This is a genomic window from Shewanella salipaludis, from assembly GCF_012911865.1.
GTDB classification, from domain to species: Bacteria; Pseudomonadota; Gammaproteobacteria; order Enterobacterales; family Shewanellaceae; genus Shewanella; species Shewanella salipaludis.
On sequence record NZ_JAAXYH010000004.1, the window covers coordinates 129,119 to 154,893 of the forward strand.

The following is a 25,775-nucleotide window of genomic DNA, read 5'->3' on the forward strand; positions in this document are numbered from 1 at the left end:
GGTGGAAGGCTTTTTTGTATGCCCGAGTTGTCGCCGGCTCTGGACGGGGCAGAGCCTGGCCTGTTACTTGAGTTGCAACACCAGCTTGCCGGGTTGGACCTCCAGGCTCTTGGCCATCTTGGCCATCAGCGCCTGATTGCTGTCTCTGGTATCCAGGACATACACGGGTTGGGTCTCGAGATAGTGACGCAGGAAGCTCATGAGTTGCGGCGTCGCCCGGCTGAGGGCCTGACCCAGATCTTTGGGACTGGACTCGACCCCCACCAGATTCAAGTCCCTCAGATACACCCCATGGCTCTGGCTGTCGTACCAAGGTTTTGCCTCGAAGCTGGCACTCAGGCTGGCCCTGAGCGGGAACAGCGGGGTGTGCAGCGACAGCCGGGTCATGGCGGTCACCGCCATGGTATCCGGCTTATGACCCAGGGTAACCCTTATGTCGTTGAGGCGTATGTCGACCTTGATGGGGCCGCTGCCTTCGGTGACCTCGAAGTGGATCTCCCTGTTCAGGTATTGCTCCACCTCGTGTTGGCTGACACTGTATTGGCTGGCACAACCACTCAGTCCCAACACCAGCGCCAGGGGGAGCCAGGCCGATGTCAGCCTCAGGAGCCGCTTGAGTCGCGTCATCATCCTGTGTTTCTCATGCCCGCCGCGACCCCGGCAATGGTCAACATGAGTGCCAGTTGCACATGCTCGGACGCGGGTGACTCGGCGCTGTGTTTGCGGGTGCGGGCCAGCAGTTCGGTCTGGAGGAAATTCAGCGGATCTATGTAAGGGTTGCGCAGCTTCACCGACTCGCGATTCCAGGGGGTGTGCGCCATCAGGCTGTCGGACCGGGTCAGGGTCAACACGGCCTTAATTCCGAGTTCCAGCCTGTTCCTCAGGGTCTCGCCCAGGTGGTGCAGCGCCTTGGGCACAAGGCAGGCTTCGTAATAGCGTGCCAGGTTAGGCTCCGCCTTGGCGTAGACCATCTCCAACATGGAGATGCGGGTGTTGAAGAAGGGCCATTGACGCTCCATCTCCTGCAACAGCGGCAACTCGCCCCTATCCGCCGCCGCCTGCAGTGCCTCGCCGGCACCGAGCCAGGCCGGCAGCATGAGTCGGTTCTGCGACCAGGCGAAGATCCAGGGAATGGCACGCAGGCTCTCTATGCCGCCATCGACCCTGCGTTTGGCCGGGCGACTGCCCAGCGGCAGCTGCCCCAGCTCGACTTCAGGGGTGGCGGCGCGGAAATAGGCGACGAAATCGGGCTCTTCCCTCACTATGGCGCGATAGGAGGTGACGGATTCGGCGGCGATCCGCTGCATGCAGTCGCGCCACTCCTGCTTGGGCGCCGGGGGTGGCAGCAGGGTCGCTTCCAACACGGCCGAGGTGTAGAGCGCCAGGCTCTGGACCGCCAGCTTGGGCAGGCCGAACTTGAAGCGGATCATCTCGCCCTGCTCAGTTACCCTGATACGGCCATCGACCGAGCCAGGCGGTTGCGACAGGATAGCCTCGTGTGCCGGGCCGCCGCCACGGCCTATGCTGCCGCCCCGGCCATGGAACAGGGTCAGCTTGACCCCGGCCTGCTTGCACACGGCCACCAGTTGTTCCTGGGCGCTGTATTGGGCCCAGGCGGCGGCCATCACCCCGGCATCCTTGGCCGAGTCGGAATAGCCTATCATGACTTCCTGCATACCCTGGGTGTAGCCGCGATACCAGTCGAGCTTCAGCAGCGCCGTGATGCAATCGGCGGCGTTATTGAGATCGCTCAGGGTCTCGAACAGGGGCACCACCCGCATGGGGTGGCTGCAACCGGTTTCCTTGAGCAACAGCAGCACAGCCAGCACATCCGAGGGCTTGCTCGCCATGGAGATCACATAGGAGCCCAGGGCCCTGGCGGGATGTTTGGCGACCAGGCGACAGGTGTCCAGCACCTCGGCGACCTCGCTCGATGGCTGCCAGTTGACCGGCAGCAGGGGGCGGCGATTGGTCAATTCCCGCAGCAGGAAGGCCTGTTTCTCTGTCTCGTCCCAGTGACCATAGTCCCCCATGCCCAGATAGCGGGTGAGCTCGGCTATGACGTCGCCATGGCGGCCGGCATCCTGGCGTATGTCCAGCCGCAGCATATGTATGCCGAAGCAGGCGATGCGCCTCAGTATGTCCAGCAGCAGACCATTGGCGATCAGGCGCATGCCCGAGTCGCATAGGCTGCGGTACATGAGTTCAAGTGGTGCCTTGAGATCCCTCTCCTGCCAGATCAGGGTCGCTTCATCGACCTCGACACTGTGGCCTTCGAGGCGGGCGGTGAGATAATCCAGCGTGTTGCGCAGCTTCTGTCTCAGGCCGCGCAGCAGATCCCGATAAGGCTCGCGACTCTCGCCCGTGTAGGCCAGCAGCTCAGGGCTGGCCTCTTCCATGGATAATTCGTTCACCAGGGCCAGTATGTCTTTCAGGTAGAGCCTGGCGGCGGCATGGCGATTGCGGTACAGGACTTCCTGAGTCACCTTGGCGGTGACGAAGGGATTGCCGTCGCGATCGCCGCCCATCCAACTGGAGAAGCGCACCGGCGCCATGTCCGTTGGCAGTTGCTTGCCCGTGCGTTCCTCCACCTGATCGTTGAGTTGGCGCAGGAAGTCGGGCACCGCCTGCCACAGCGAGGCTTCTATGGTGCTCAGGCCCCAGCGGGCCTCGTCGACCGGGGTCGGACGTTCGCTGCGGATCTCATTGGTATGCCAGATCTGGGCTATGAGTTGCCTCAGCCTCAGGGTGAGCTGCGTCTTCTCCCGCGCCGACAGCTGGTTGTTTTCCTGCTGGGCGAGGCAATCGACTATGGCGGCATATTTCTGGATCAGGGTGCGACGGGAGATCTCGGTCGGGTGAGCCGTCAGCACCAGATCTATGTCTAAACTCTCGAGGCATTCCAGCATCCTGGCCTGATCCGTTTGCCCCTGGAGCAGACGCCCGAGCAACTGCTCGACGGGATCCGGCACGCATACCAGTTCATCACAGTCGCGGCTGATGGTATGGAACTGTTCGGCCAGGTTGGCCAGGTTGAGAAACTGGTTGAAGGCCTTGGCGAAGGGGACCAACTCTTCATCCGGCAGGGCGGTCAGTAGGGCCAGCATCTGTTCCCTGGCGGCTTCATCCCCCTGGCGCGAGCGCTTGGCCAGCTGCCTTATCTGTTCGACTTTCTCGAGGAAGGCCTCGCCCAGATGGGTACGCATGGTGTCGCCCAGTATCTGTCCCAGGTTGCCTACATTCGATCTTAAAGACGCGTACATATCTGCCATAGTGACTCCAGAGTAGTAAAGCTCAAGTGCTCATTGCCGAGATCCAGGTTAGGCACAATACCCAGACCCGGGCCCCAGGGTCAACCTTGGATATCTTGGGGCCGCATGAGTTTTGGTCATCTTGAGGTCGCCATCCTGTGGCGGCAATCCTATGCCGCCCGGGTCTGTGCGGCTTTGCATCCTTACTCACATCTGATTTTGGGGTCAGGCTCCCGGTTTAGAACTTTTTTTCACCGACTAAAGTCATGTGTTATATGAGGCATTGTTGGATCTGTTTCAGGCTTGTGGAAGCGGTATTTTAAAATATATATTCACAGATATTGCATAACTAGTGTTTTGTGTTAGTCTGGCCGTCTGTTGAGTCGAGCCCTGTTTGCAAGTTTGTGATGTGAGCCTAACTATGTATCAAAACGTGTGGTATCCAGCCAGGTATCAAGCCATGTGTGAGCCCATCCAGGGCAGCACTCCCATGGGGATCAAAACCTGGGCAGCGCCGCAACACTATCCACGACGATAGTGACATCTTTATGGCATAGGGCAGATGTAGGGCAGATTGAGGCCCGAACTTGAATTGTGCCCATCTTTAACCCATTCTTTTTATTTGGTTTTGAAAAGTTAAACGCTATGAAAAATATCGCCATTATAGGTGCCAGTGGTTACACGGGCGCCCAGATAACTTCCCTGATAGATGCCGAGCCTGAGCTGGCGATTCAGGGGCTCTATGTCTCGGAAAACAGCCTGGACAAGGGGCGGCCCCTGGCCGACCTTTACCCTGTCTACAGCCACATAGATCTCTGTCTGTCCCCGCTGACAGCAGAGGCCAAGGAAAAAATCCTCGATGAGGCGGATGCAGTGGTATTGGCCACCGAGCATTCGGTGAGCCTGGAGCTGGCCGCCTGGTTCTATGAACAGGGTCTGGCGGTATTCGATCTCAGCGGTGCCTATCGCTTCGCCGACACGGCCCAATACCCCAAGTGGTATGGCTTCGAGCATAGCCATCCCGAGGTGTTGGCCGAGGCGGTTTATGGCCTGGCCGAATGGAATGCGCCGCAGATAGCCGCCAGTCGCATGATTGCCGTGCCGGGTTGCTATCCGACCGCCTCCCTGACGGCACTCAAGCCGTTAGCCGCGCTGCTCGGCCCTGCCCGGCCTGTGATCAATGCCGTCAGCGGCGTCACGGGCGCCGGGCGCAAGGCGCAGCTGCATACCAGCTTCTGCGAGGTCAGCCTGACCCCTTACGGTGTGCTTGGCCACAGGCATCAGCCGGAAATCGCCACCCACCTGGGCCAGGAAGTCATCTTCACCCCGCATCTGGGCAACTTCAAACGCGGCATTCTGGCGACCATAACGGTACAGCTCAAGCCGGGCACCACTGAGGCCGACATCGCCAGCGCCTATGGCGTGTACGACACGGCTCCCCTGGTGACAGTCAAGCATAACCAGTTCCCCAAACTCGATGACGTGGTGCATACCCCCAACTGTCATCTGGGATGGAAGTTCGACGCCGCCAGCGGTTACCTGGTGGTCGCCAGCGCGATAGATAACCTGATGAAAGGCGCCGCCAGTCAGGCGTTGCAATGCATCAAGCTACATTTCGCTCTCTAGGCCCATGCAGCCTGAGCGGAAGAGTGGCAGACAGTCAGTTTGAGAATGGGATTAAGAGAGTATTGAGATGACGACAAATAAACCTGTATTGGTGCTCAAAGTGGGCGGTGCCCTGTTGCAGTGTGAGATGGGCATGGCGCGACTGATGCGGACCGCGGCGCAGATCCTGGCCCAGGGCCAGCAAGTCATAGTAGTGCACGGCGGTGGCGTGCTGGTGGACCAGCAATTGGCCGCCAACGGCATGGAAACCATCAAGCTGGATGGCCTGAGGGTGACCCCGGCCGAGCAGATCCCCATAGTCGTCGGGGCGCTGGCGGGCACCTCCAACAAGATATTGCAGGGGGCGGCGACCCAGGCCGGCATCACCTGTGTCGGGATGAGCCTGGCCGACGGCAATACCGTGAGCGCCAGAATCAAAGACGAGCGTCTGGGGTTCGTCGGTGAGGTGGCGCCCGGAGACGCCACTTATCTCAAGTTCATCCTGTCCCAGGGCTGGCTGCCCATCTGCAGCTCGATCGCCATGACGGACCAGGGACAGATGCTCAACGTCAACGCGGATCAGGCGGCGACTGTGCTGGCCAAGCTGGTGGGCGGCAAGCTGGTGCTTCTGTCCGATGTCTCTGGGGTGCTGGACGGCAAGGGCCAGTTGATCCCCAGCCTGGATCAGGCGCAGATCCAGCATCTGGTGCAGCAAGGGGTGATAGAGAAAGGCATGAAGGTCAAAGTCGAGGCCGCCCTGGAAGTCGCCCAAAGCATGGGCCAGGCGGTACAAGTGGCCTCCTGGCGCGATGCCGAACAATTGCTGGCCCTGGCCAGGGGTGAAGCCGTAGGAACTCAAATACAACCTTAGGAGAGGCTGGATGAAGCATTTACTATCGATTCAAGATTTAACCCAGGACGAACTCTTGGCCCTGTTGGCGCTGGCGAAGAAGATCAAGGCGGATCCTGGCCAATATCGCCATGCCTTGGATGGCAAGAGCGTGGTGATGCTGTTCGAGAAGCCATCGCTGCGTACCAGGGTGAGCTTCGACATAGGCATCAACAAGCTGGGCGGTCATTGCCTCTACCTGGATCAACAAAATGGTGCCCTGGGCAAGCGTGAATCGGTAGCAGATTTCGCCGCCAACCTGTCATGCTGGGCCGATGCCATAGTGGCCAGAACCTTTTGCCACAGCAGCATAGAAGGCCTGGCCAAACATGGCAGGGTGCCCGTGATCAACGCCCTGTCGGATCTCTACCATCCCTGCCAGGCGCTGGCCGATTTTCTGACCTTGTCCGAACGTTTCGACGATGTCAGCAAGGTGAAGCTGGCCTATGTGGGTGACGGCAACAATGTCACCACCTCGCTGATGTTTGGTGCCGCGATTCTGGGAGCGCAGATGACAGTCATCTGTCCTGCGGGGCATTTCCCCGATGGCTACATGGTGGCTCAGGCCCAGACGCTGGCGCAGCAATACGGCGGCAAGCTGACCCTGACCTCGGACCTGGAGGCGATTGAAGGCCATGACGCCATCTATACTGATACCTGGATTTCCATGGGCGACAGCACTGCCTTGACCGACATCAAGGTCAGATTCAGTCCCTATCAGGTCAACACCGCCCTGATGGCCAAGGCCGGGGCCAGCTGTTTCATGCATTGCCTGCCGGCGCACCGCGGGGTGGAGGTCACGGATGAGGTGATGGATGGTCCTGCGTCCCTGATACTGCAACAGGCAGAGAATCGGATGCATGCACAAAATGCAGTTTTAGTGACACTTTTAAGCTAAGTTAAAACAGAGATCAACTCGTGTCGCCTCCCGAGGGACACAGGAATTAGGAAAGTAAGATGTCTACAGAAAAAGCACACGCTGGCGTTAAAAAAGTCGTTTTGGCCTATTCCGGTGGCCTGGACACCTCGGCCATCATTCCCTGGTTGAAAGAGAACTATGACAACTGTGAGATAGTCGCCTTCTGCGCCGATGTGGGCCAGGGCGAAGAGGAGTTGGTGGGCTTGACGGAGAAGGCGCTGGCCTCCGGCGCCTCCGAGTGCCACATAGTGGATCTCAAGGAAGAGTTTGTCGCCGACTATATCTATCCCACCATAGCCACAGGGGCCATCTACGAAGGCACTTATCTGCTCGGCACCTCCATGGCGCGGCCCATCATAGCCAAGGCCCAGGTGGAAGTGGCCCGCAAGGTGGGCGCCGACGCCCTGTGTCATGGCTGTACCGGCAAGGGCAACGATCAGGTGCGCTTCGAGGGGTGCTTCGCCGCCCTGGCGCCGGATCTTAAAGTGATAGCCCCCTGGCGTGAGTGGGAAATGCAGAGCCGTGAAGACTTGCTCGCCTACCTGGCCGAACGCAACATCAAGACCACTGCGTCCCTGACCAAGATCTACAGCCGTGATGCCAACGCCTGGCATATCTCCCACGAGGGCGGCGAGCTGGAAGACCCCTGGAACGAGCCGAGTAAAGGGGTATGGACCCTGACCGTGGCCCCCGAGGATGCCCCCAACGAAGCCGAGTATGTGTCGCTGGACGTCGAACAGGGGCGCATCATCAAGGTCAATGGCGAAGCCCTGAGCCCCTATGGTGCGCTGATGAAGCTCAACACCATCGCCGCGGCCCATGGCGTCGGCCGGGTCGACATTACCGAGAACCGTTTGGTGGGCATGAAGTCCCGCGGCTGCTACGAGACCCCGGGCGGCACCGTGATGTTTGCCGCGTTGCGCGCCATAGAAGAGCTGGTGCTGGACAAGACCAGCCGCGACTGGCGTGAGCAGGTGGCGGCGCAGATGGCCCACCTGGTGTATGACGGCCGCTGGTTCACTCCGCTATGCAAGTCCTTGCTGGCGGCGTCCGAGTCGCTGGCCGAGTCGGTCAACGGCGAAGTGGTCATCAAGCTCTACAAGGGCCAGGCCACGGCGGTGAAGAAGCGCTCGCCCAATAGCCTGTATTCCGAGGCCTTCGCCACCTTCGGTGAGGATCAGGTCTATGATCAGAAACATGCCGAAGGCTTCATCCGCCTGTATTCCCTGGCCAGCCGCATCAGGGCCATGAATGCCAAGTAGGCTGGACGACTAAACTCGAGTGGGCGCCTGGCGCCCCTTTTTTCTAGATTGCAATCGTAGCAACAAGAGGGATTCAGCATGGCCTTATGGGGTGGCAGATTCAGCGGCGAAACCAGCGCGCTGTTCAAACTTTTCAACGATTCTTTGCCCGTGGATTATCGGCTGTTCGAGCAGGATGTGCAGGGTTCCATCGCCTGGGCAGCCGCCATTACCCAGGCAGGGGTCCTGACCCAGGACGAGTGCAGCCGCTTGCAGCAGGCGCTGCAGGACTTGCTCGCAGAAGTGAGCGCTAACCCAGAACGCATTCTGGCCTCGGGCGCCGAGGACATTCACAGCTTCGTCGAGCAGCAACTGATCGCCAGCGTCGGTGACTTGGGCAAGAAGCTGCACACGGGGCGGTCGCGCAACGATCAGGTGGCGACGGATCTCAAGCTCTGGTGCCAGACCGAAGGCGCGGCCCTGATAGCAGGCTTGCAGGCGCTGCATGGCGCCCTGTTGGCGTTGGCCGAGCGGGAACTCGATGCCGTCATGCCCGGCTACACCCACCTGCAGCGGGCTCAGCCCGTGACCTTCGGTCATTGGTGCCTGGCCTATGTGGAGATGTTCGAGCGCGACCTGGGGCGGATGCAGGATGCCCTCAAGCGCGCCAACACTTGCCCATTGGGTTCGGGGGCCCTGGCGGGCACCGCCTATGCCATAGACAGGCATGCGCTGGCGACGGCATTGAACTTCGCCGCGCCGACCCTCAACAGTCTCGACAGCGTCTCGGACAGGGATCATGTGATCGAACTCTGCGGCGCGGCGTCCATCGGCATGATGCACTTGAGCCGGATGGCGGAAGACCTGATCTTCTTCAACTCGGGTGAGGCTAATTTCATCGAGCTCAGCGATCAGGTGACCTCAGGCTCATCCTTGATGCCGCAGAAGAAGAATCCGGATGCGCTGGAGCTTATCCGTGGCAAGACGGGGCGTGTCTACGGCAATTTGGTGGGCATACTGACCACTATGAAGGCGCTGCCGCTGGCCTATAACAAGGACATGCAGGAAGACAAGGAAGGCCTGTTCGACGTGGTCGACAGCTGGGGCATCTGCCTTGAGATGGCGGTCCTGGTGCTCGATGGTCTCAAGGTCAACAGGGCCAATGCGCTGTTGGCGGCGCAGCAAGGCTATGCCAACGCCACCGAGCTGGCCGATTACCTGGTTGCCAAGGGGATGCCATTCCGTGAGGCGCACCATGTGGTGGGCGAGGTGGTAGTGCATGCCATCGCGGCCCAAAAGCCGATAGAGGCGCTGCCCCTGGCCGAGTTGCAGGAGTTTGCCGCGGTTATCGCCGAGGATGTGTATCCGCATCTGACCATAGCAGCCTGCCTGGGCAAGCGTGATGTGTTGGGCGGTACGGCGGTCAAGCAGGTGCAACAGGCACTGACGGCCAAGCTGGCCAAGTAAGGCACGGCTCCGCCGGCGAGCAAGCATAAAAAAGCGCGATTCAATCGCGCTTTTTTGTGGCCGGGATTTGCCGCCCCAAGGTCGGCTACTGGAACAGATCTTCTTCCGGGGTGGCGATGAAGATGTTGCTGTCGTCCTGGCCTTCGGTGATGTATTCCTTGGGTTCGGTACCTGAGATGAAGTACTCGAATTCGCTGGTGTGATCTGTCTTGCGGCTGAGTTTACCCGTCGCCAGATCTATGCGCACAGACACCAGCCCCTTGGGCGGAATGCCGGCGATTTCCGGGGTGCCATCGAGGGCATGGAGCATGAATTCATTCCAGCCGGGCCCCGCCGTCTTGGCACCGGCTTCGGCACCCGAGATCTGATCCTTGGCGGCGCCGGGATCCCAGCTGACCCGGCCCAGTTCCCGGCCATGATCGTCGAAGCCGACCCAGAAGGTGCTGGTGAGGGTCGGATTGAAACCACTGAACCAGGTATCGCGGGACTCGTTGGTGGTGCCCGTCTTGCCGGCTATGTCATGGCGTTTGATCAGCCTGGCCGCACGCCAGGCGGTGCCATTCCAACCCGTGCCCTTGCTCCAGTCGCCGCCGCCCCAGATCACGCTCTTGAGCGCACTGGTGATCAGAAACGCCGTCTGCTCCGAGATGACGTGGGGGGCGTAACGCGCGTCTGGGGCGCCGCATTGGGCCACTGCATCGCCCTGGCCGGCTTGCTCTGTGGCGTGAACCTCGGAGCCGGGCTGCGACTCGGCTGCCAGCCGGGCAAAAGGATCTGCTTCTGCCTCGGGCGTTTCGGCCGCGGCAGGTGGCTGACAGGCCAGTGTCGGCGAGGCCTGTTCGACCGGGTTGCCATAGGCGTCTTCGACTCTGTCTATGTAGTAAGGCTCGACCAGATAGCCGCCGTTGGCGAAGGTGTTGAAGGCGGTGGCGACCTGCAGCGGAGTCACAGACGCCGAGCCGAGCGCCAGGGATTCGTTTCTGGGCAGATCGGTGGGATCGAAACCAAACTTGGTCAGTTCGGCGATGACGGCATTCAGGCCGACATGCCTCAGGGTTCTGACCGACATCACGTTGATCGATTGGGCCAGGCCGACCTTGAGTCGGGTCGGTCCACCATAGATATCGGGTGAATTCTTCGGCCGCCAGGCGGTGCCCTGACGGGTGTCGGGCTTGTTGATGGGGGCGTTGTTGATCAGGGTCGCCAGGGTATAGTCCTTCTCCAATGCCGCCGCATAGATGAAGGGCTTGATGTTGGAGCCCAACTGACGCTTGGCCTGGGTCACCCTGTTGTATTGGCTCTGGCTGAAGCTGTAGCCGCCGACCAGGGTGCGAATGGCGCCCGTCATGGGGTCCAGCGACACTGTGGCGCTGGCCACCTGTGGCAGCTGCGACAGCTGCAGGTATTGGCCGTTGTCGCGCACCCAGATGCGTTCACCTACCTTGAGTATGTCAGTGGCCCGCTTGGGTGGGGTGCCCTGACGCTTGTCGGAAATGAATGGCCTGGCCCACCTGAGTCCGGCCCAATCCAGGGTTTGGGTCTCGCCGGCGGCGTTGAGTACCTGGGCATCCCGCTCTCCGACGGCAATCACCGCGGCCGGGTAGATGCCCTGAACCGGGGCAACCTTGGCCAATGCTGAGATGATGGCTTCCTGCGGCAACTGAGTGTCTGTCCATAACACGGCGGCGGCCCCACGATAACCATGACGCTCGTCATAGGCATACACATTGTTTCGCAACGTCTCCTGTGCCAACAGCTGCAATCCCGAGTCCAGGGTGGTGTAGACGTTGTAGCCGCCGGTATAGGCTTCCTCTTCACCGTATTTCTGCACCATGTAGTCTCTGGCCATCTCGGCCACATAGGGGGCATAGAGATCCAGCTCGGCGCCGTGGTACTTGGCGGTGATGGGTTGCTGCAGTGCTTCCTGGTATTCGCTCTGGTTGATGTAGCCGACTTCGTGCATCCGCATCAACACTGTATTGCGCCGGTTGAGCGCCCTGGATGGTGAGGTGATGGGGTTCATGGTCGAGGGTGCCTTGGGCAGGCCAGCGATGACCGCCATTTCCGCCAGTGTCAGGTCTTGCACTTCTTTGCCATAATAGACCTGAGCGGCGGCGCCGACGCCGTAGGCTCGTTGCCCCAGGTAGATGCGGTTGACATAGAGCTCGAGGATTTCATCCTTGGTCAGCAGTTGCTCTATATGCAGAGAGATGAAGATCTCTTTTACCTTACGAATTATGGTCTTGTCGCGGGTGAGGAAGAAGTTGCGCGCCACCTGCATTGTGATGGTACTGGCACCCTGTTTCTTCTCGCCCGTGGTTAACATGACCAGCGCCGCCCTGGCGACGCCTATGGGATCTATGCCGTTATGCTCGTAGAAACGGTTATCCTCGGTGGCGATGAAGGCCTGCAACAGCGGCTTGGGGACATCGGCCAATTTCAGCGGAATGCGGCGCTTCTCACCGAACTGGGAGATGAGCTTGCCGTCATGGCTGTAGATACGCAGTGGCGTTTGCAGCTTGACCGACTTCAGGGTCGCCACATCCGGCAGATCGGGCAAAACATAAAAGTACGCCGCCGCGATGGCGCCTATGCCTAACAAGGCCAGACTGAATAGTGCGATAATTATACGTTTTAACCACTTCACCAGATTGTTCCAAATATTTAACCAGGAGCAACAGTATATAAGGCGAATCCCCCTTGGTGAAGCAAAAACATGGCGTCAAAAAAATATCGATTATTAGTCAAAAAAATAGCAGTTGTAAAATGCAAAAACATCTAATACAAATGTCATTAACAAATTGATTTTGTGCTAATCTCTTCTTAAATTTTTAATAAAAGTGATCCCGATTATGCTTTCAAATTTATGGAAGCGTCAGGCCCCGCAGATGATGGGAATCGATATAGGTTCCCATGAAGTTAAAGCGATACTGCTGAGCAAGACGGCCGATGGTTATAAAGTGCTGAACCATGCCGCTGTGCCTGTGAAGAAGGGCGCGGTAACAGATCATGACATTCGCGATGTGGACGCGGTGATCGACTGTCTGCGCCAGGTGAAGGCCAAGTTTCCCAAGAGCGTCAAGTACGCCGCCGTCGCCGTGTCAGGCTCGGCGGTGATGACCAAGGTCATCTATATGGATGCCGTCCTGAGCGAGGAAGAGAAGGAGGCTCAGATAGAGATAGAAGCCGATAACCTGATCCCCTATTCGCTCGATGAAGTCAGCATAGACTTCGAAACCCTGAATGTTAACAGCACGGATGCGACCAAGGTGGACGTGTTGTTGAGCGCCTGCCGCACCGAGAATATCGATGCCAGGCTGGATGCCCTGGAAGGGATAGGTGTCGAGGCCAAGGTGGTCGATGTGGAAGCCTATGCCCTGGGACGGGCGGCGGAGTTGGTGCTGGGACAGCTGCCCGAGGCGCAGCGTCAGGCCGTGGCCCTGGTCGACATAGGCGCCGGCATGGTGACTTTTTCCGTGGTCGAGGAGGGGGAAACCAGCTTCATTCGTGAGCAGGCGTTTGGCGGCGATCAGTACACCCAGGCCATTGCCTCCTTCTATGGCATGCCCTATGAACAGGCGGAGAAAGCCAAGTTGGAGGGGGATTTGCCCAGGAACTATTTGTTGGAGGTCCTGGCTCCCTTCCAGACCCAGCTGTTGCAGCAGATCAAGCGTACCCTGCAAATCTATACCACCTCCAGTGGCAAGGAGAAGGTGAGTGCCATGTTGCTGTGTGGCGGGTCGGCTAAACTGGAAGGGTTGGCCAATTTGCTGGCCAATGAACTTGGGATCCCGACCGTGGTGGCAGATCCCTTCCTGGGTTGTCTGCAAGCCAGCGAGGCCGTGAGGCAAGCACTGGAGCCCAACAGTAATAAATACATGGTCGCTTGTGGTCTGGCGCTCAGGAGTTATGCTCAATGGCGAACATAAATCTTTTACCTTGGCGCGATGAAGCCAGGGAAAAACAGAAACGCGATTATTTCGGTGTCCTGGCCATGGTTTTTTTAGGGGCCGTCATTGTCGTTTATTTGGTTTTAAGTCTGATCGATATGATGACTGAAAATCAAAGATCCCGTAATGGTTATTTGCAATCTGAAATTCACTTATTGGAAACACAGATCGCCGAAATAAGGGAAATAAATAAGCGTAAAAAAGATATAGAAAGACGCACGGATATTATTTTAAATCTGCAACAGTCCCGTAATTTACCCACCCATGTTTTGGATGAATTGGTGCGCATAGTACCACCGGGAATTTATCTTTCCAGCGTCGAAAAGAAAGGCAGTTTATTGTGGATAGAAGGCCGCAGTGAATCCAATAACAATGTGGCCAACATGATGCGCAAGATTAAAGCCTCCGCCTGGCTCACCGAGCCCAGCATGCAGTCCATAGTGACACAGAACGAAGCCTTGCGGCAGTTACAAAGGTTTAGTCTGAGGGTGACAGTGAATGATAATACCGCAGTGTCCGATGCGGCAGCGACCAAGGGAGCGAGTCAATGAAACTCGATCTGAGCCAATTCAGTGATATCGACTTTGATAATATTGGCGGCTGGCCGCGTCAGGTTAAAGCCGTATTCGCCGGTTTTCTTGCCCTGATTGTGCTGGTCGGCGGGTATTTTTTCTTCATGTCGGATGCGATAGACGTACTCAATGCCGAGCAGGATAAAGAAATCCAATTGAGGGAGGACTTCGCCAACAAGTATCGCCTGGCGGCGAATCTCAAGCTGTATCGGGAGCAGCTGGTGGTGCTGGAGGCCCAGTTCGCCGAGCTGTTGAAAATGCTGCCGTCGGAGAATGAAATGCCCGGCCTGCTGGACGATCTGACCTTTGTGGCAACGGATGCAGGGTTGAAGATCCGCAGCATAGATTGGGAATCTGAAATTCAGCGGGATTTTTATACCGAGTTTCCGATAAAAATGTCGGTCGAAGGCGGTTACCATGAACTTGGGAGCATGGTCAGCGGTGTCGCCAAATTGCCCCGAATCGTCAGTCTGCATGATTTTGCGATCAAGCGTGACAAGGACGATAATCTGGTCATGGATATTTTAGCCAAGACCTATCGTTTCCGTGAAGGGGTAGAATTAACCCAGACCACCAAGGGGAAAAAATAATGAAGTTTCTCCCTGTGTGGATATTCAGCTGCTTTTTTTTGACCGCCTGTGTTGGCGATCGCAGCGATTTGGAGCTATTTGTTACCACTACCAAGGCACAACATGTGGCCCATATTCCGCCATTGAAAGCACCGCCCAAATTTGAGCATTTTGCTTATCAGGCGCAGTTAATGCGCAGTCCTTTCGTACCGCCTTCGAGAGAATTGACCGAAGAAGTCTTGGGTCAGCGTACGGATTGTTTACAGCCGGATTTAAAGCGCCATAAGGGTAAATTGGAAACTTATGCGTTGGATAATCTGAAAATGCGTGGCACCTTGAGTGAAGCGAATCTTATATGGGCCTTGATTGAAACCAGTGACGGCAGCGTTTATCGTATGGGCAACGGGGATTATCTCGGTCTGTACCAGGGCCGAATTACTAAAGTGACGCCTCAAAATGTCGAAATCATAGAATTAATTCCGGATGGTTCCGGCTGCTGGAGCGAGCGCACCAGCAGCATGGAATTAACCGGAGAATAACAAGCGAAGGATGAGGTAATAATGAAATCTTCTGCCGCGATAAAAACTCCATTCACAGTGTCTCGTCTGTTTCAGACTGTGATCGGAGCGGTATTATTTTTGGGCGTGTTGCCGACTGCCATGGCGGCCAATAGCCTGGTGGATGTCAAGTATCACAGCATTATCGATCGCCAACTCGAACTCGAGTTGGTGTTTGCGCAGCCGCTGACCCCGCCAGGCGTCGAGGTCAAGGCATCGCCGGCCGGGATAGTGCTGAGCTTCGACGACAGCCAGTCGGATCTGCGCAAGACCGAGCTGCCCATAGACCGGGCCGGGGTCAAGCAAGTGACGCTGACCCAGGCCGATACCCGGCTCAAGGTCGGTGTCGACCTGGACAAGGTTAGGCCCTATCAGGGCAGGGTGGTGGGCAACAGCTACCGGCTGACGGTCAACGATACTCAGCTCAGCTCGGCGCAAACGGATAATCCCTTCGTCAACAGCGTCAAGAACATAGATTTTCGCCGTAATGCCGAGGGCGGCGGCGATCTCTTGGTCGCCTTGAACAATCGCACCGTCGCGGCCGACGTGTCCCAGGTCGGCGCCAAGCTGGAAGTGAAATTCTACAATACCGACATAGACCCGGACATGCTCTACGTGATGGACGTGCAGGACTTTGCTACCCAGGTGAAAAGCTTCGAGACCTTTAAGGACGAGGCGACCACCCGCATCCTGCTGGATATCGACGGCAACTATGAATACCAGTCGCAGCAGGATGGCAATGTCTTCAAGCTGAGCATGAATAAGGCCCAGCGGGAAAGCGTCGCCAAGGATGAGAAGCGTTATTCGGGCAAGTCCCTGTCGCTGAACTTCCAGAATATCTCGGTGCGTACCGTGTTGCAGATCATCGCAGACTACAACGACTTGAACCTGGTCACCAGCGACACTGTGCAGGGGGATATCACCCTCAGGCTCGACGATGTGCCATGGGACCAGGCGCTGGATCTGATCCTGCAAACCAAGGGCCTGGATAAACGCATTCAAGGCAACATTCTCATGGTGGCTCCCAGCGAGGAGCTGGCGATCCGCGAGAGTCAGGAGCTGAAGAATAAGCAGGAGGTGAAGGAACTCCTGCCCCTCTATTCCGAATACCTGCAGATCAACTATGCCAAGGCGGTGGATATCGCCGAGCTGCTCAAGAGCGCCGACTCCAGCCTGCTGTCCAGCCGTGGCAGCGTCGCAGTGGATGAACGTACCAATACGCTATTGGTGAAAGACACCGCCGAGATCCTGGAAAATATTCACGAGTTGACCAAGGTGCTGGACATCCCTATCCGCCAGGTGTTGATCGAGTCCCGCATGGTGACGGTCAAGGACGATGTGTCCGAGGACCTGGGCATTCGTTGGGGGGTTACAGATCAGCAGGGCAGCAAAGGCACTTCGGGCAGCCTGAGTGGCGCCGAACAGATAGCCAACGGTGTGGTGCCGGCGGCCGGGGATCGCCTCAATGTCAACTTGCCGGCCGCCGTGGCTAACCCGGCCAGCATCGCCTTTCATGTGGCCAAGTTGGCCGACGGCACCATACTGGACATGGAACTGAGTGCACTGGAGCAGGAAAACAAGGGAGAGATCATCGCCAGTCCGCGGATCACGACCTCGAACCAGAAATCGGCCTACATAGAGCAAGGGGTCGAGATCCCCTATGTGGAGTCCACCTCCAGCGGTGCCACCTCGGTCAGCTTCAAGAAGGCGGTGCTGTCACTGAGGGTCACACCACAGATCACCCCGGACAACAGAGTGATACTGGATCTGGAAATCACCCAGGACTCCCAGGGCAAGAGCGTCGATACCCCGCTGGGACAGGCGGTGTCCATAGATACCCAGAGGATAGGCACCCAGGTGTTGGTGAACAATGGCGAGACCATAGTCTTGGGCGGCATCTACCAGCAAAATCTGATCAGTCGGGTGAGCAAGGTGCCGGTACTGGGCGATATCCCATTTCTGGGTTTCCTGTTCAGGAACACCACAGATCAGAATGAGCGCCAGGAATTGCTTATTTTCGTGACCCCGAAAATCGTGGCCGAAAAAATTTAACCCCTTGCTCCCTATCGACTAAAACCAGCAACCTTTGCTGGTTTTAGCGTTTAAGGCGTACAATATCTTAGGATAAATGGCGCACATCACTTGCCAGCCCTAGCCTTAAACTGAGATAATCCACGGTCAAGTCTCATAAGAGCAAGGTAACAAATTAGGTCGGCTTGATTGTGAGTCGATATAGGCATACTTTTCATAAGATCCAGACGTAAAAGAAATGGCTGAAAAACGTAATATTTTTCTGGTAGGCCCTATGGGCGCAGGTAAAAGCACCATAGGTCGCCATCTGGCGCAAATGCTGCATTTAGAATTCCACGATTCAGATCAAGAGATTGAGCAACGCACGGGTGCAGATATCGCCTGGGTGTTCGACGTCGAAGGTGAAGAAGGCTTCCGTCGTCGTGAAGCTCAGGTCATCGCCGACTTGTCCGAAAAGCAAGGTATCGTACTCGCCACCGGTGGCGGTTCGGTACAGAGCAAAGATATCCGTAATCATCTTTCTGCTCGTGGGATTGTGGTGTACCTGGAAACCACTATCGACAAACAGGTCGCTCGTACCCAAAGAGACAAGCGACGCCCATTATTGCAGGTGGATGACCCTCGGGAAGTGTTGGAGAATCTCGCAGAGGTCCGTAACCCACTGTACGAAGAAATTGCCGATGTGATCGTCAAGACCGACGAGCAGAGCGCAAAAATCGTTGCAAATCAGATTATCGAGCAATTAGGTTTTTAGGCAGAGAGAATGAAGCAAATTCGGGTCGATTTAGGTATACGCAGTTATCCCATTTATATTGGCCAGAATTTGATGAATGACAGTGAGCTCTTGTCTCGCTACCTGGCTAACAAACGCATCCTCATAGTCACCAATGACACCATAGCGCCCCTGTACCTGGAAAGGTTAAGGGCCCTGATGGCGTCATTCGGTGAGGTGAATTCGGTATTGCTCCCGGATGGCGAGCAATATAAAGATCTGACCCATCTGGAACATATTTTTGCCGCCCTGCTGCAGCAAAATTATGCCAGAGATTCTGTGTTGGTGGCTCTGGGCGGTGGTGTCATAGGCGACATGACCGGCTTTGCCGCCGCCTGCTACCAGCGCGGCATAGACTTTATTCAGATCCCTACCACGCTGCTTTCCCAAGTCGACTCTTCGGTTGGCGGTAAAACCGCGGTCAATCATCCCCTCGGCAAGAACATGATAGGCGCCTTCTATCAGCCCCAACTGGTGCTGATAGACACGGACTGTCTCGAGAGCTTGCCGGCGCGGGAGTTCGCCGCCGGCATGGCCGAAGTCATCAAGTATGGCATCATGTGGGATGGGGATTTCTTCCTCTGGCTCGAGGCCAATGTCGAGGCCCTGAAGGCCCTGGATACGGCGGCGCTGGAATATGCCATAGCACGTTGTTGCGAGATCAAGGCCGAGGTCGTCGCCCAGGATGAGACGGAACAAGGCGTCAGGGCCCTGTTGAATCTGGGACATACCTTCGGTCATGCCATCGAGGCCGAGATGGGCTATGGCAATTGGTTGCATGGCGAAGCCGTGGCCGCCGGCACAGTACTGGCGGCCAAGACGGCGGCCAGGCTGGAGCTGCTCGACGAGGCAGTGGTGCAGCGCATCATGGCGCTGATGCGGGCCTTCGATCTGCCGGTACAGGCACCGGAATCCATGGATTTCGACAGTTTCATTAAACATATGCGGCGCGATAAGAAAGTCTTGGGTGGACAGCTCAGGCTGGTACTGCCCCAGGCCCTGGGTCGGGCGGATGTCTTCAGTCGGGTGGATGAAGCCGTGCTCGAGCAGGTTATCCGCAGTCGATAACGACTATGTGGTGGCTCGGTGACATTTCATGATTTGGTCCTGCTTCCATCCCAGGAGGCCATGGTACAGAGGCTGCACCATATTGCCAGTTACAGCGAGCAGCTGCTGGTGCTCAGTGGTGCCCGGGGCGCGGGTAAAACGACCCTGGTCACGGCACTGGCGACCGAGTTCGATGATTATAACGCCGCCCTGATCACTTGTCCCATGCATGCCGACAGCGCCGAGATCCGCCGCAAGATCTTGGTGCAGCTGATATCCTCCCCCTTGTTCGACGACGAAGTGCCTCTGGCCGACACCCTGTTGCGGGTCACAGCCTCTCTCGGCAAACCCCTGCATATCATCATAGACGATGCACATCTGCTGCCCATGACCCTGTGGGCCGAATGTATCATACTCAGCCAACTCAAATGTGCCGGCAAGGCGATCGCCCTGACCCTGACGGTGGCGCCGGCATTTCTCGATGAATTGATGGCACAACTGCCGGAGCCGCAGCGTAAGCTGCTGCTGCCCGTGGGGGTCGAGCCCCTGGGACCGATAGAGCGGGAAGCCCTGTACCGCAGCCTGTTGATCCGCAGCGGCCAGACACCGTTCGCCCCCCGGGACATCATCAGGGCCCAGCTGGAACGCCAGTCGGGCACCCCGGGCGAGGTGGTGACCCTGCTGGAGCTGGCCTTGAATGACTCCCCAAGCCCGCAAGCCAGGTGGCGCGGCTGGCATCTGACCGGCCTGCTGGCGGTGCTGCTCGCTTTGACGGCTGGGCTCTACTGGTTCATCGGCGGCGAGCCTAGGCCGGCGGATGGCGTCGCCCCGAGCCAGGCGGGTTACCCTGAGCTGCGCCGTTATGGGCAGGCTATCCTGGCGCCCCAAGGGGATGCCGCGGCGGCCCGGCCGAGTCCGTTGGCGCTGGCCGGGGGAGGCTTATTCTCCGCGGCTGTCGATGTCGATGCGAATGCCAATACCGGCGATACAGATACCGGCGATACTCAAGTCATCGAGGCGCAGGCGGCAGCTCCCGAAGCCGCAGCGCACGCCGATCGAGAAGCCGCGCCCGTATCGAGCCGGGCGCAGGAGAACACGGCAGAGGTGCAGACTGCCGAGCCGGCCTTGGCGGCGGTCACGGTGGAGGCGGCGGCGATCGCCCGGCAGCAGCGCCCCATAGAGTTAATCAAGGCGCAGCGCAGCCGGACCCAGGGGCAGCCCAAGGCCAGGAAGGGCTACACGCTGCAGCTTGCCAGCATGACCAAGCGCGAATCCTTGACCCCCGTGATACACCGGTTGGCGGCGGAGAAGGAGATCTACCTGGGCAAGTATCGAAAGCGTTGGATCATCTTCATGGGAAGTTTCGACGACATGGCGGCGGCTAATCTCGCCGCCCAAAGGTTGGTGCAGCGCTACCGATTCGAAGCGCCTTGGCCGCGGCCCTGGGCGGACCTGGGCGAATATGAAGTGCAACAAGTGGCGACAGACGGTGAAATCCCGCAATAAACAGAGTACAATCGTGGCCTTCTTTTTGCCTGGCATTCATCAATTTAAATGAGTAAAAAACAAAGAGCCTTCCTCAAGTGGGCGGGTGGAAAATTTAAACTGGTTGATGCGTTGGCCGATTATCTGCCCCGGGGGGAGCGCCTGGTGGAGCCTTTCGTAGGTGCAGGCTCAGTGTTCCTCAACACGGATTATCCCAGCTACCTGCTGTGTGATATCAATCAGGATCTGATCAATCTCTACCAGATAGTGCAGCGGCGTCCCCAGGCCTATATCGATGCCGCCAAGGCCTTGTTTGTGGCCGAGATGAATGACAAGGAAGCCTACTATCGCATCCGCGACGGCTTCAATCGCAGCAAAGATCCGTTCACCCGCTCCGTCTATTTCCTGTATTTGAATCGCCATGGCTTCAACGGCTTATGCCGTTATAACCGCAAGGGCGGCTTCAATGTGCCATTCGGTTCCTACAAGAAGCCCTATTTCCCCGAGCAGGAAATCTGGGCCTTCTCGGAAAAGGCGCAGAAGGCGGAGTTTCGCTGCATAGGCTATGAAGAGGCTTTCGGCATGACCCGCCTGGGCGATGTGATCTACTGCGACCCGCCGTATGCGCCGCTGTCGACGACCGCCAGTTTCACCACCTATGTCGGTGCCGGTTTCAGCCTGGATGACCAGGCCCTGCTGGCCCGCAAGTCCCGCCACACGGCATTGGACAGGGGCATTCCGGTGCTTATCAGCAACCATGATATCCCCTTGACCCGGGAGTTGTACCATGGTGCCCGTCTGGGAAAGATCCAGGTGCAGCGCAACATCAGCCAGAATGGCGGTGGTCGCAACAAGGTCGACGAATTGATGGCGCTCTATGACAAGGCCTATTACCTGGAAGAAGAGCCGGCTGGGGTTGAAAGCCCGATTGAAAGCCGGGTCGGATGAGTGGGAGAGCGGCCCAAGCTAACTGCTCAGGCGAGCACTTGTTGCACTATGAAGATCAGGGTCATGACCAGGACCAGTGCCATGACAATGCCCATGATGATGAAGGCCAGCGGCGAGTTTTGTTGAAAGTCGCGCACCCGATTGGCGTCTGTCTGTACCCCAAAGAAGGCCGCCAGGGTGCTGCAGAAGACCTGCCATAAGCGCCGCAGCATCAGAAATTCTTCTGGCTGTTAGGGGTGATATTTTCCAGCGGTTTGTCCGTGTGGCCGTGGAGCAGTTCCAGCAGATCCACGAAGTGGGCCTGGTTGGAGCGATTGCTGCCGGTTAACCAGCTGACCCAGCTTAACCCCTGGCCCTGGTTGGCACAGCGGTTAGTGGGATGGCTGCTGGGCAGACTGTCATTATAGGCGGTGTCGCCACTGCAGACGCAGGCCGAGGTGCTTGGATCCGGGGTCAAGGCGTTGATCCCCAGGGCTGTGGTGCTCAGCAGCAACGCCGTCGATGCCAGCAGCGATTTGAGTCCGGGCTTCTTCATTCCGGCTTCATGCTGACTTCCTGCCGCATTCATTTGTTGTCCTTTCATCGCCTTCACTTCCTCATTACAGCTATCAGCGCTCATGTGAGCCGCCCGATTATAACAAATCAGTTCAGTTTATGAACAAAAATTTATCATCCTCGGCTGTCCGGGTCTGTGACCAGGCAGTTAGTCGATGATTTGTCGCAAAAAAGCCCTTTTACTATAGAGCCTGCCGCAAGCTGAGGGTAAAATAGGCGACTTCTTATTCACTTGCCATGAGTCTACTATGCGCCCATTCCTGATCGCTCCCTCCATTCTGTCTGCCGATTTCGCCCGCCTGGGGGATGATGTTAACGCCGTGCTGGATGCGGGTGCCGACGTGATCCACTTCGATGTGATGGACAACCACTATGTGCCTAACCTGACCATGGGTCCCATGGTATGCCAGGCGCTGCGTGACTATGGCATCAAGGCCGACATAGATGTGCACCTCATGGTGAAGCCGGTGGACAGGATCATTCCGGATTTTGCCAAGGCGGGAGCCTCGATCATTACCTTCCATCCCGAAGCGAGTGAGCATCTGGATCGCAGCCTGCAGCTGATCAAGGAATCCGGCTGTAAGGCGGGCCTGGTGTTCAACCCCAGCACGCCGCTGCACTATTTGGACCATGTGATGGATAAACTGGATGTGATCTTGCTGATGTCGGTCAACCCCGGCTTCGGCGGTCAGTCCTTCATCCCATCGACCCTGGATAAGCTGCGCCTGGTGCGGGCGCGCATCGATGCCAGCGGCTTCGACATACGCCTGGAGATAGATGGTGGCGTCAAGGTCGACAACATAGCCGAGATCGCCGCCGCCGGTGCCGACATGTTTGTCGCCGGCTCGGCCATCTTCGGCAAGCCGGACTACAAGGCGGTGATCGACCAGATGCGTGCCGAGCTGGCCAAGGTGGCCTCTTAAGCCGTGGTTGACTGGACACGACTCGAGGCGATAGCCTTAGATCTGGACGGTACCTTAGTCGACAGTGTGCCGGATCTGGCCGCCGCCACCCAGGCGACCCTGGAGGAGCTGGGGCTGGCATCTTGCAACGAGGCGGATGTGCGCCTCTGGGTGGGCAATGGCGCCCGCACCTTGATGCACAGGGCCATGAGTCGGGCGCTGGGGCAAACCGTGCCCGAGTCGCGTCTCGATGCGGCCATGCCCGTCTTCATGCGTCATTATGGCCTGCATCTGCAACGCCATAGTCGCCTGTATGACGGCGTTTATGACACCTTGGCACAGCTCAGTGCGGCCGGTTACCGGCTGGCGCTGGTGACCAACAAGCCCTATGAGTTCGCCGTCGCCCTGTTGCGGGGCTTTGGTTTGGAGGGCTTCTTCTCGCTGGTATTTGGCGGCGATTCCCTCGAGCGGATGAAGCCGGATCCCTTGCCGTTGCAGCATGTGCTGCACGAATGGCGTCTCGAAAAGAGCCAACTCCTGATGGTAGGGGATTCCAACAACGATATTTTTGCGGCCAAAGCGGCCGGAATCGCCTCAATCGGCTTGACCTATGGTTACAACTACGGTGAAGATATCAGGCTTTGCGGCCCAGATGCCGTGTGTGATCAATTTAATGATATTCTGACCCGGATCCTGTTCGATTCGGGTGCAATGGAGCAATTAGACGTATGACAAACCCTCAGGTGAGCAAACCCATAGTACTCAGCGGCGCCCAGCCGTCGGGTGAATTAACCATAGGTAATTATATGGGGGCATTGCGTCAGTGGGTCGCCATGCAAGACAGTCATGATTGCCTCTATTGTGTGGTGGACCTGCACGCCATCACAGTGCGTCAGGATCCGCTGACGTTGCGTGAGGCCTGTCTGGATACCCTGGCCTTGTATCTGGCCTGTGGCGTCGATCCCAAGAAGAGCACTGTGTTCATCCAGTCGCAGGTGCCACAGCATACCCAGCTGGGCTGGGCGCTGAACTGCTATGCCCAGATGGGCGAGCTCAACCGCATGACCCAGTTCAAGGATAAATCCCAGAAGTATGCCAGCAACATCAACGTTGGCCTGTTCGCCTACCCAGTGCTGATGGCGGCGGATATCTTGTTATACCAGGCCAACGAGATCCCGGTCGGCCAGGATCAGAAGCAGCATCTGGAATTGACCCGGGATATTGCCACCCGTTTCAACAATGTCTACGGTGAGACCTTCACCATACCCGAGCCCTTCATTCCCGAGTTCGGCGCCAAGGTGATGTCACTGCAGGATCCCTTGAAGAAGATGTCCAAGTCCGATGAAAACCGCAACAACATCATAGGTCTGCTGGAAGATCCCAAGGTCATCACCAAGAAGATCAAGAAGGCCATGACCGACAGTGAAGAGCCGCCCGTGGTGCGTTTCGATGTCGAGAATAAGCCAGGGGTGTCCAACCTGTTGAGCCTGATCTCCGGCACTTCGGGCCAGAGCATCGCCAGCATAGAGGCAGAGTTCGAGGGCAAGATGTATGGCCACTTGAAGTCGGCCACCGCCGATGCCGTGGTTGCCATGCTGGAGCCCTTGCAGGCCAGGTTCCAGGAGTTCAGGGCCGACAGGGCGTTTCTCGATCTGGTGATGCGCGACGGTGCCGAAAAGGCCCAGGCCCGCGCCGAAGTCACACTGAAGAAAGTCTATGAGAAGATAGGCCTGCTGGTGTAATGGCCGAGCTTGTCCGCACCTAAAAAAACCGACCCTGGGGTCGGTTTTTTTGTGCGCGCGTGTCAGGAGGCCGCTATGCGGTGCGCCGCTGGGGTTTGCCTTATGCGCGGCTAGGGTTCGCTGTACTCGAAGACCTTGATAACCTTGCGTACCCCGGCTGTGTTGCGGGCGATTTCGACCGCCAGTTCGGCCTGGGCCCTGTCGACCAGTCCCAGCAGGAACACCTCGCCATTCTCTGTGATGACCTTGATGCGGGTGACATCCAGGCCCTTCTCATTGAGCATGCGCCCCTTGACCTTGGTGGTGACCCAGGTGTCGTTGCTGCGGGTGGTGAAGGAGATGGGGTTGCCTATGCGGATCTGGTTATGCAGCTTGCCACCCAGCTTGAGCCCGAGCACTGTGTTGACTATTTTGTCCCTGAGCATGGAATTGGGCGCCTGGCCTATCAGCAGCACATTGCCATTCATCACCACGCCTGTGACATTGGTCTGGTTCTTGATGTCTTCCTGGGCCAGCAAGGCGCTGGAGATCTGGAAATCCGCATTGGTGTCGCTGAGCTGGGTCGACACGCTGCGTTCGTCGTTGGCCATCATGGCCCCGCCGACGGCGCCCACCATCACGGCACCGGCGCAGCCTTGCAGCAACGCCAGCAACGCAACGAAGGGTACCAGCTTGATCATTGCTGCTCGTCCTGGGGAAACAGGGTGCGGTCTATGTTGTCACACAGGCAGTGGATCACCAGCAGATGCACTTCCTGGATCCTGGCCGTGACATTGGAGGGGACGCGGATCTCGACATCGCCAACGCTCAGGAAGCCCGCCATGGCGCCGCCATCCTTGCCCGTCAGCGCGACTATGGTCATGTCACGGCTCAGTGCCGCTTCCATGGCCTTGATCACATTGCCCGAGTTGCCACTGGTGGAGATCGCCAGCAGTATGTCGCCAGGCTGACCCAGGGCCAGGATCTGCTTGGAGAAGATCTCATCATAGCTGTAGTCGTTGGCGATGGCGGTGATGGTCGAAGTGTCGGTCGACAGGGAAATGGCCGGCAGTGGCGGGCGTTCGACTTCATAGCGGTTGAGCAGCTCGGCGGAAAAATGCTGCGCATCACCTGCGCTGCCCCCGTTGCCACAGGCAAGGATCTTGTTGCCGCCTAAAAGACAGTGCACCATCATCTCGGCCGCCTTGGCAATGGACTCGGGCAAGGCTTCCGCGGCATCGATCTTGGTTTGGATAGACTCGGTGAAACTGTCTTTGATACGTTCTAACATGAA

At 57.7% G+C, this 25,775-nt stretch carries 24 protein-coding genes; 17 read left to right on the forward strand and 7 right to left on the reverse strand.

The genetic code is table 11. The annotated features are described in order from the left end of the window. Window positions 1-63: 63 nt before the first annotated feature. Both HC757_RS07805 and ppc read right to left on the reverse strand, forming a co-directional pair. The gene (locus HC757_RS07805) at window positions 64-630 is read right to left on the reverse strand and encodes a YceB family lipoprotein (protein WP_244623314.1); all 567 of its coding nucleotides are present in this window, start codon (window positions 628-630) and stop codon (window positions 64-66) included. After that, window positions 627-3,272 carry a phosphoenolpyruvate carboxylase gene (ppc, locus tag HC757_RS07810; RefSeq protein WP_169563764.1) on the reverse strand — a complete coding sequence of 882 codons (2,646 nt, stop codon included), beginning with the start codon at window positions 3,270-3,272 and terminating at the stop codon, window positions 627-629. Before ppc ends, HC757_RS07805 begins: the two co-directional genes overlap by 4 nt. A gap of 624 nt (window positions 3,273-3,896) precedes the next feature. Between ppc and argC the strand changes: the two genes are divergently transcribed. The 5 genes from argC (at window position 3,897) to argH (ending at window position 9,372) form a co-directional block, all read left to right on the forward strand. After that, window positions 3,897-4,877 (forward strand): N-acetyl-gamma-glutamyl-phosphate reductase, encoded by a 981-nt coding sequence (argC, locus tag HC757_RS07815; protein WP_169563765.1) that lies wholly within the window; start codon window positions 3,897-3,899, stop codon window positions 4,875-4,877. A gap of 67 nt (window positions 4,878-4,944) precedes the next feature. Further along, window positions 4,945-5,727, forward strand: a complete 783-nt coding sequence (argB, locus tag HC757_RS07820) for an acetylglutamate kinase (protein ID WP_169563766.1) — start codon at window positions 4,945-4,947, stop codon at window positions 5,725-5,727. Between the two features lie 10 nt (window positions 5,728-5,737). Further along, complete coding sequence (locus HC757_RS07825; protein WP_169563767.1) at window positions 5,738-6,643, forward strand: ornithine carbamoyltransferase; 906 nt, start codon at window positions 5,738-5,740, stop codon at window positions 6,641-6,643. Window positions 6,644-6,702: 59 nt separating this feature from the next. Then, entirely contained in the window at window positions 6,703-7,926 is a 1,224-nt protein-coding gene (locus HC757_RS07830; protein ID WP_169563768.1) for an argininosuccinate synthase, read from the forward strand. Window positions 7,927-8,004: 78 nt separating this feature from the next. Further along, window positions 8,005-9,372: an argininosuccinate lyase gene (argH, locus tag HC757_RS07835; protein ID WP_169563769.1), complete on the forward strand. Its 1,368-nt coding sequence runs from the start codon at window positions 8,005-8,007 to the stop codon at window positions 9,370-9,372. An 85-nt stretch (window positions 9,373-9,457) separates the two neighbouring features. On the opposite strand, the gene HC757_RS07840 is transcribed toward argH, so the two are convergent. Further along, window positions 9,458-12,019 (reverse strand): PBP1A family penicillin-binding protein, encoded by a 2,562-nt coding sequence (locus tag HC757_RS07840; protein WP_169563770.1) that lies wholly within the window; start codon window positions 12,017-12,019, stop codon window positions 9,458-9,460. 205 nt (window positions 12,020-12,224) lie between these two features. Here HC757_RS07840 and HC757_RS07845 point away from each other — a divergent pair, with 205 nt between their 5' ends. The 9 genes from HC757_RS07845 to HC757_RS07885 all read left to right on the forward strand — a co-directional run bounded on the left by HC757_RS07845 (window position 12,225) and on the right by HC757_RS07885 (window position 21,303). Next, on the forward strand, window positions 12,225-13,301 hold the full coding sequence (locus tag HC757_RS07845) for a pilus assembly protein PilM (protein WP_169563771.1): 1,077 nt from the start codon (window positions 12,225-12,227) through the stop codon (window positions 13,299-13,301). Further along, the gene (locus HC757_RS07850) at window positions 13,289-13,873 is read left to right on the forward strand and encodes a PilN domain-containing protein (RefSeq protein WP_169563772.1); all 585 of its coding nucleotides are present in this window, start codon (window positions 13,289-13,291) and stop codon (window positions 13,871-13,873) included. The genes HC757_RS07845 and HC757_RS07850 overlap by 13 nt, the downstream gene beginning before the upstream one ends. After that, window positions 13,870-14,484: a type IV pilus inner membrane component PilO gene (locus tag HC757_RS07855; protein ID WP_169563773.1), complete on the forward strand. Its 615-nt coding sequence runs from the start codon at window positions 13,870-13,872 to the stop codon at window positions 14,482-14,484. The genes HC757_RS07850 and HC757_RS07855 overlap by 4 nt, the downstream gene beginning before the upstream one ends. Then, the gene (locus HC757_RS07860) at window positions 14,484-15,002 is read left to right on the forward strand and encodes a pilus assembly protein PilP (protein ID WP_169563774.1); all 519 of its coding nucleotides are present in this window, start codon (window positions 14,484-14,486) and stop codon (window positions 15,000-15,002) included. Before HC757_RS07855 ends, HC757_RS07860 begins: the two co-directional genes overlap by 1 nt. 21 nt (window positions 15,003-15,023) lie before the next feature. Further along, window positions 15,024-17,072 carry a type IV pilus secretin PilQ gene (locus tag HC757_RS07865; protein WP_169563775.1) on the forward strand — a complete coding sequence of 683 codons (2,049 nt, stop codon included), beginning with the start codon at window positions 15,024-15,026 and terminating at the stop codon, window positions 17,070-17,072. A 217-nt stretch (window positions 17,073-17,289) separates the two neighbouring features. Further along, window positions 17,290-17,805 carry a shikimate kinase AroK gene (gene aroK / locus HC757_RS07870; protein WP_169563776.1) on the forward strand — a complete coding sequence of 172 codons (516 nt, stop codon included), beginning with the start codon at window positions 17,290-17,292 and terminating at the stop codon, window positions 17,803-17,805. A gap of 9 nt (window positions 17,806-17,814) precedes the next feature. After that, entirely contained in the window at window positions 17,815-18,891 is a 1,077-nt protein-coding gene (aroB, locus tag HC757_RS07875; protein WP_169563777.1) for a 3-dehydroquinate synthase, read from the forward strand. 18 nt (window positions 18,892-18,909) lie between these two features. Further along, the gene (locus HC757_RS07880) at window positions 18,910-20,376 is read left to right on the forward strand and encodes an AAA family ATPase (RefSeq protein ID WP_169563778.1); all 1,467 of its coding nucleotides are present in this window, start codon (window positions 18,910-18,912) and stop codon (window positions 20,374-20,376) included. Between the two features lie 48 nt (window positions 20,377-20,424). Continuing rightward, window positions 20,425-21,303: a Dam family site-specific DNA-(adenine-N6)-methyltransferase gene (locus HC757_RS07885; RefSeq protein WP_169563779.1), complete on the forward strand. Its 879-nt coding sequence runs from the start codon at window positions 20,425-20,427 to the stop codon at window positions 21,301-21,303. 26 nt (window positions 21,304-21,329) lie between these two features. Here the strand turns inward: HC757_RS07885 and HC757_RS07890 are convergent, their stop codons facing one another. Further along, window positions 21,330-21,515, reverse strand: a complete 186-nt coding sequence (locus tag HC757_RS07890) for a DUF2970 domain-containing protein (RefSeq protein WP_169563780.1) — start codon at window positions 21,513-21,515, stop codon at window positions 21,330-21,332. Further along, window positions 21,515-21,886 (reverse strand): hypothetical protein, encoded by a 372-nt coding sequence (locus tag HC757_RS07895; RefSeq protein ID WP_425313954.1) that lies wholly within the window; start codon window positions 21,884-21,886, stop codon window positions 21,515-21,517. The genes HC757_RS07890 and HC757_RS07895 overlap by 1 nt, the downstream gene beginning before the upstream one ends. 220 nt (window positions 21,887-22,106) lie before the next feature. Between HC757_RS07895 and rpe the strand changes: the two genes are divergently transcribed. Genes rpe through trpS form a run of 3 tightly spaced genes read left to right on the forward strand, consistent with a single transcriptional unit; the run spans window position 22,107 to window position 24,502 of the window. Beyond that, window positions 22,107-22,781 carry a ribulose-phosphate 3-epimerase gene (gene rpe, locus HC757_RS07900; protein WP_169563781.1) on the forward strand — a complete coding sequence of 225 codons (675 nt, stop codon included), beginning with the start codon at window positions 22,107-22,109 and terminating at the stop codon, window positions 22,779-22,781. A gap of 3 nt (window positions 22,782-22,784) precedes the next feature. After that, the gene (locus HC757_RS07905; RefSeq protein WP_169563782.1) at window positions 22,785-23,492 is read left to right on the forward strand and encodes a phosphoglycolate phosphatase; all 708 of its coding nucleotides are present in this window, start codon (window positions 22,785-22,787) and stop codon (window positions 23,490-23,492) included. A gap of 11 nt (window positions 23,493-23,503) precedes the next feature. Next, window positions 23,504-24,502 (forward strand): tryptophan--tRNA ligase, encoded by a 999-nt coding sequence (gene trpS, locus HC757_RS07910; RefSeq protein WP_342343054.1) that lies wholly within the window; start codon window positions 23,504-23,506, stop codon window positions 24,500-24,502. A gap of 110 nt (window positions 24,503-24,612) precedes the next feature. Here trpS and HC757_RS07915 read toward each other — a convergent pair whose 3' ends face one another. Next, a complete protein-coding gene (locus HC757_RS07915) occupies window positions 24,613-25,182 on the reverse strand; it encodes a BON domain-containing protein (protein ID WP_169563784.1) in 570 nt (189 codons plus the stop codon). Continuing rightward, a complete protein-coding gene (locus HC757_RS07920) occupies window positions 25,179-25,772 on the reverse strand; it encodes a phosphoheptose isomerase (protein WP_169563785.1) in 594 nt (197 codons plus the stop codon). Before HC757_RS07920 ends, HC757_RS07915 begins: the two co-directional genes overlap by 4 nt. Window positions 25,773-25,775 lie beyond the last annotated feature (3 nt).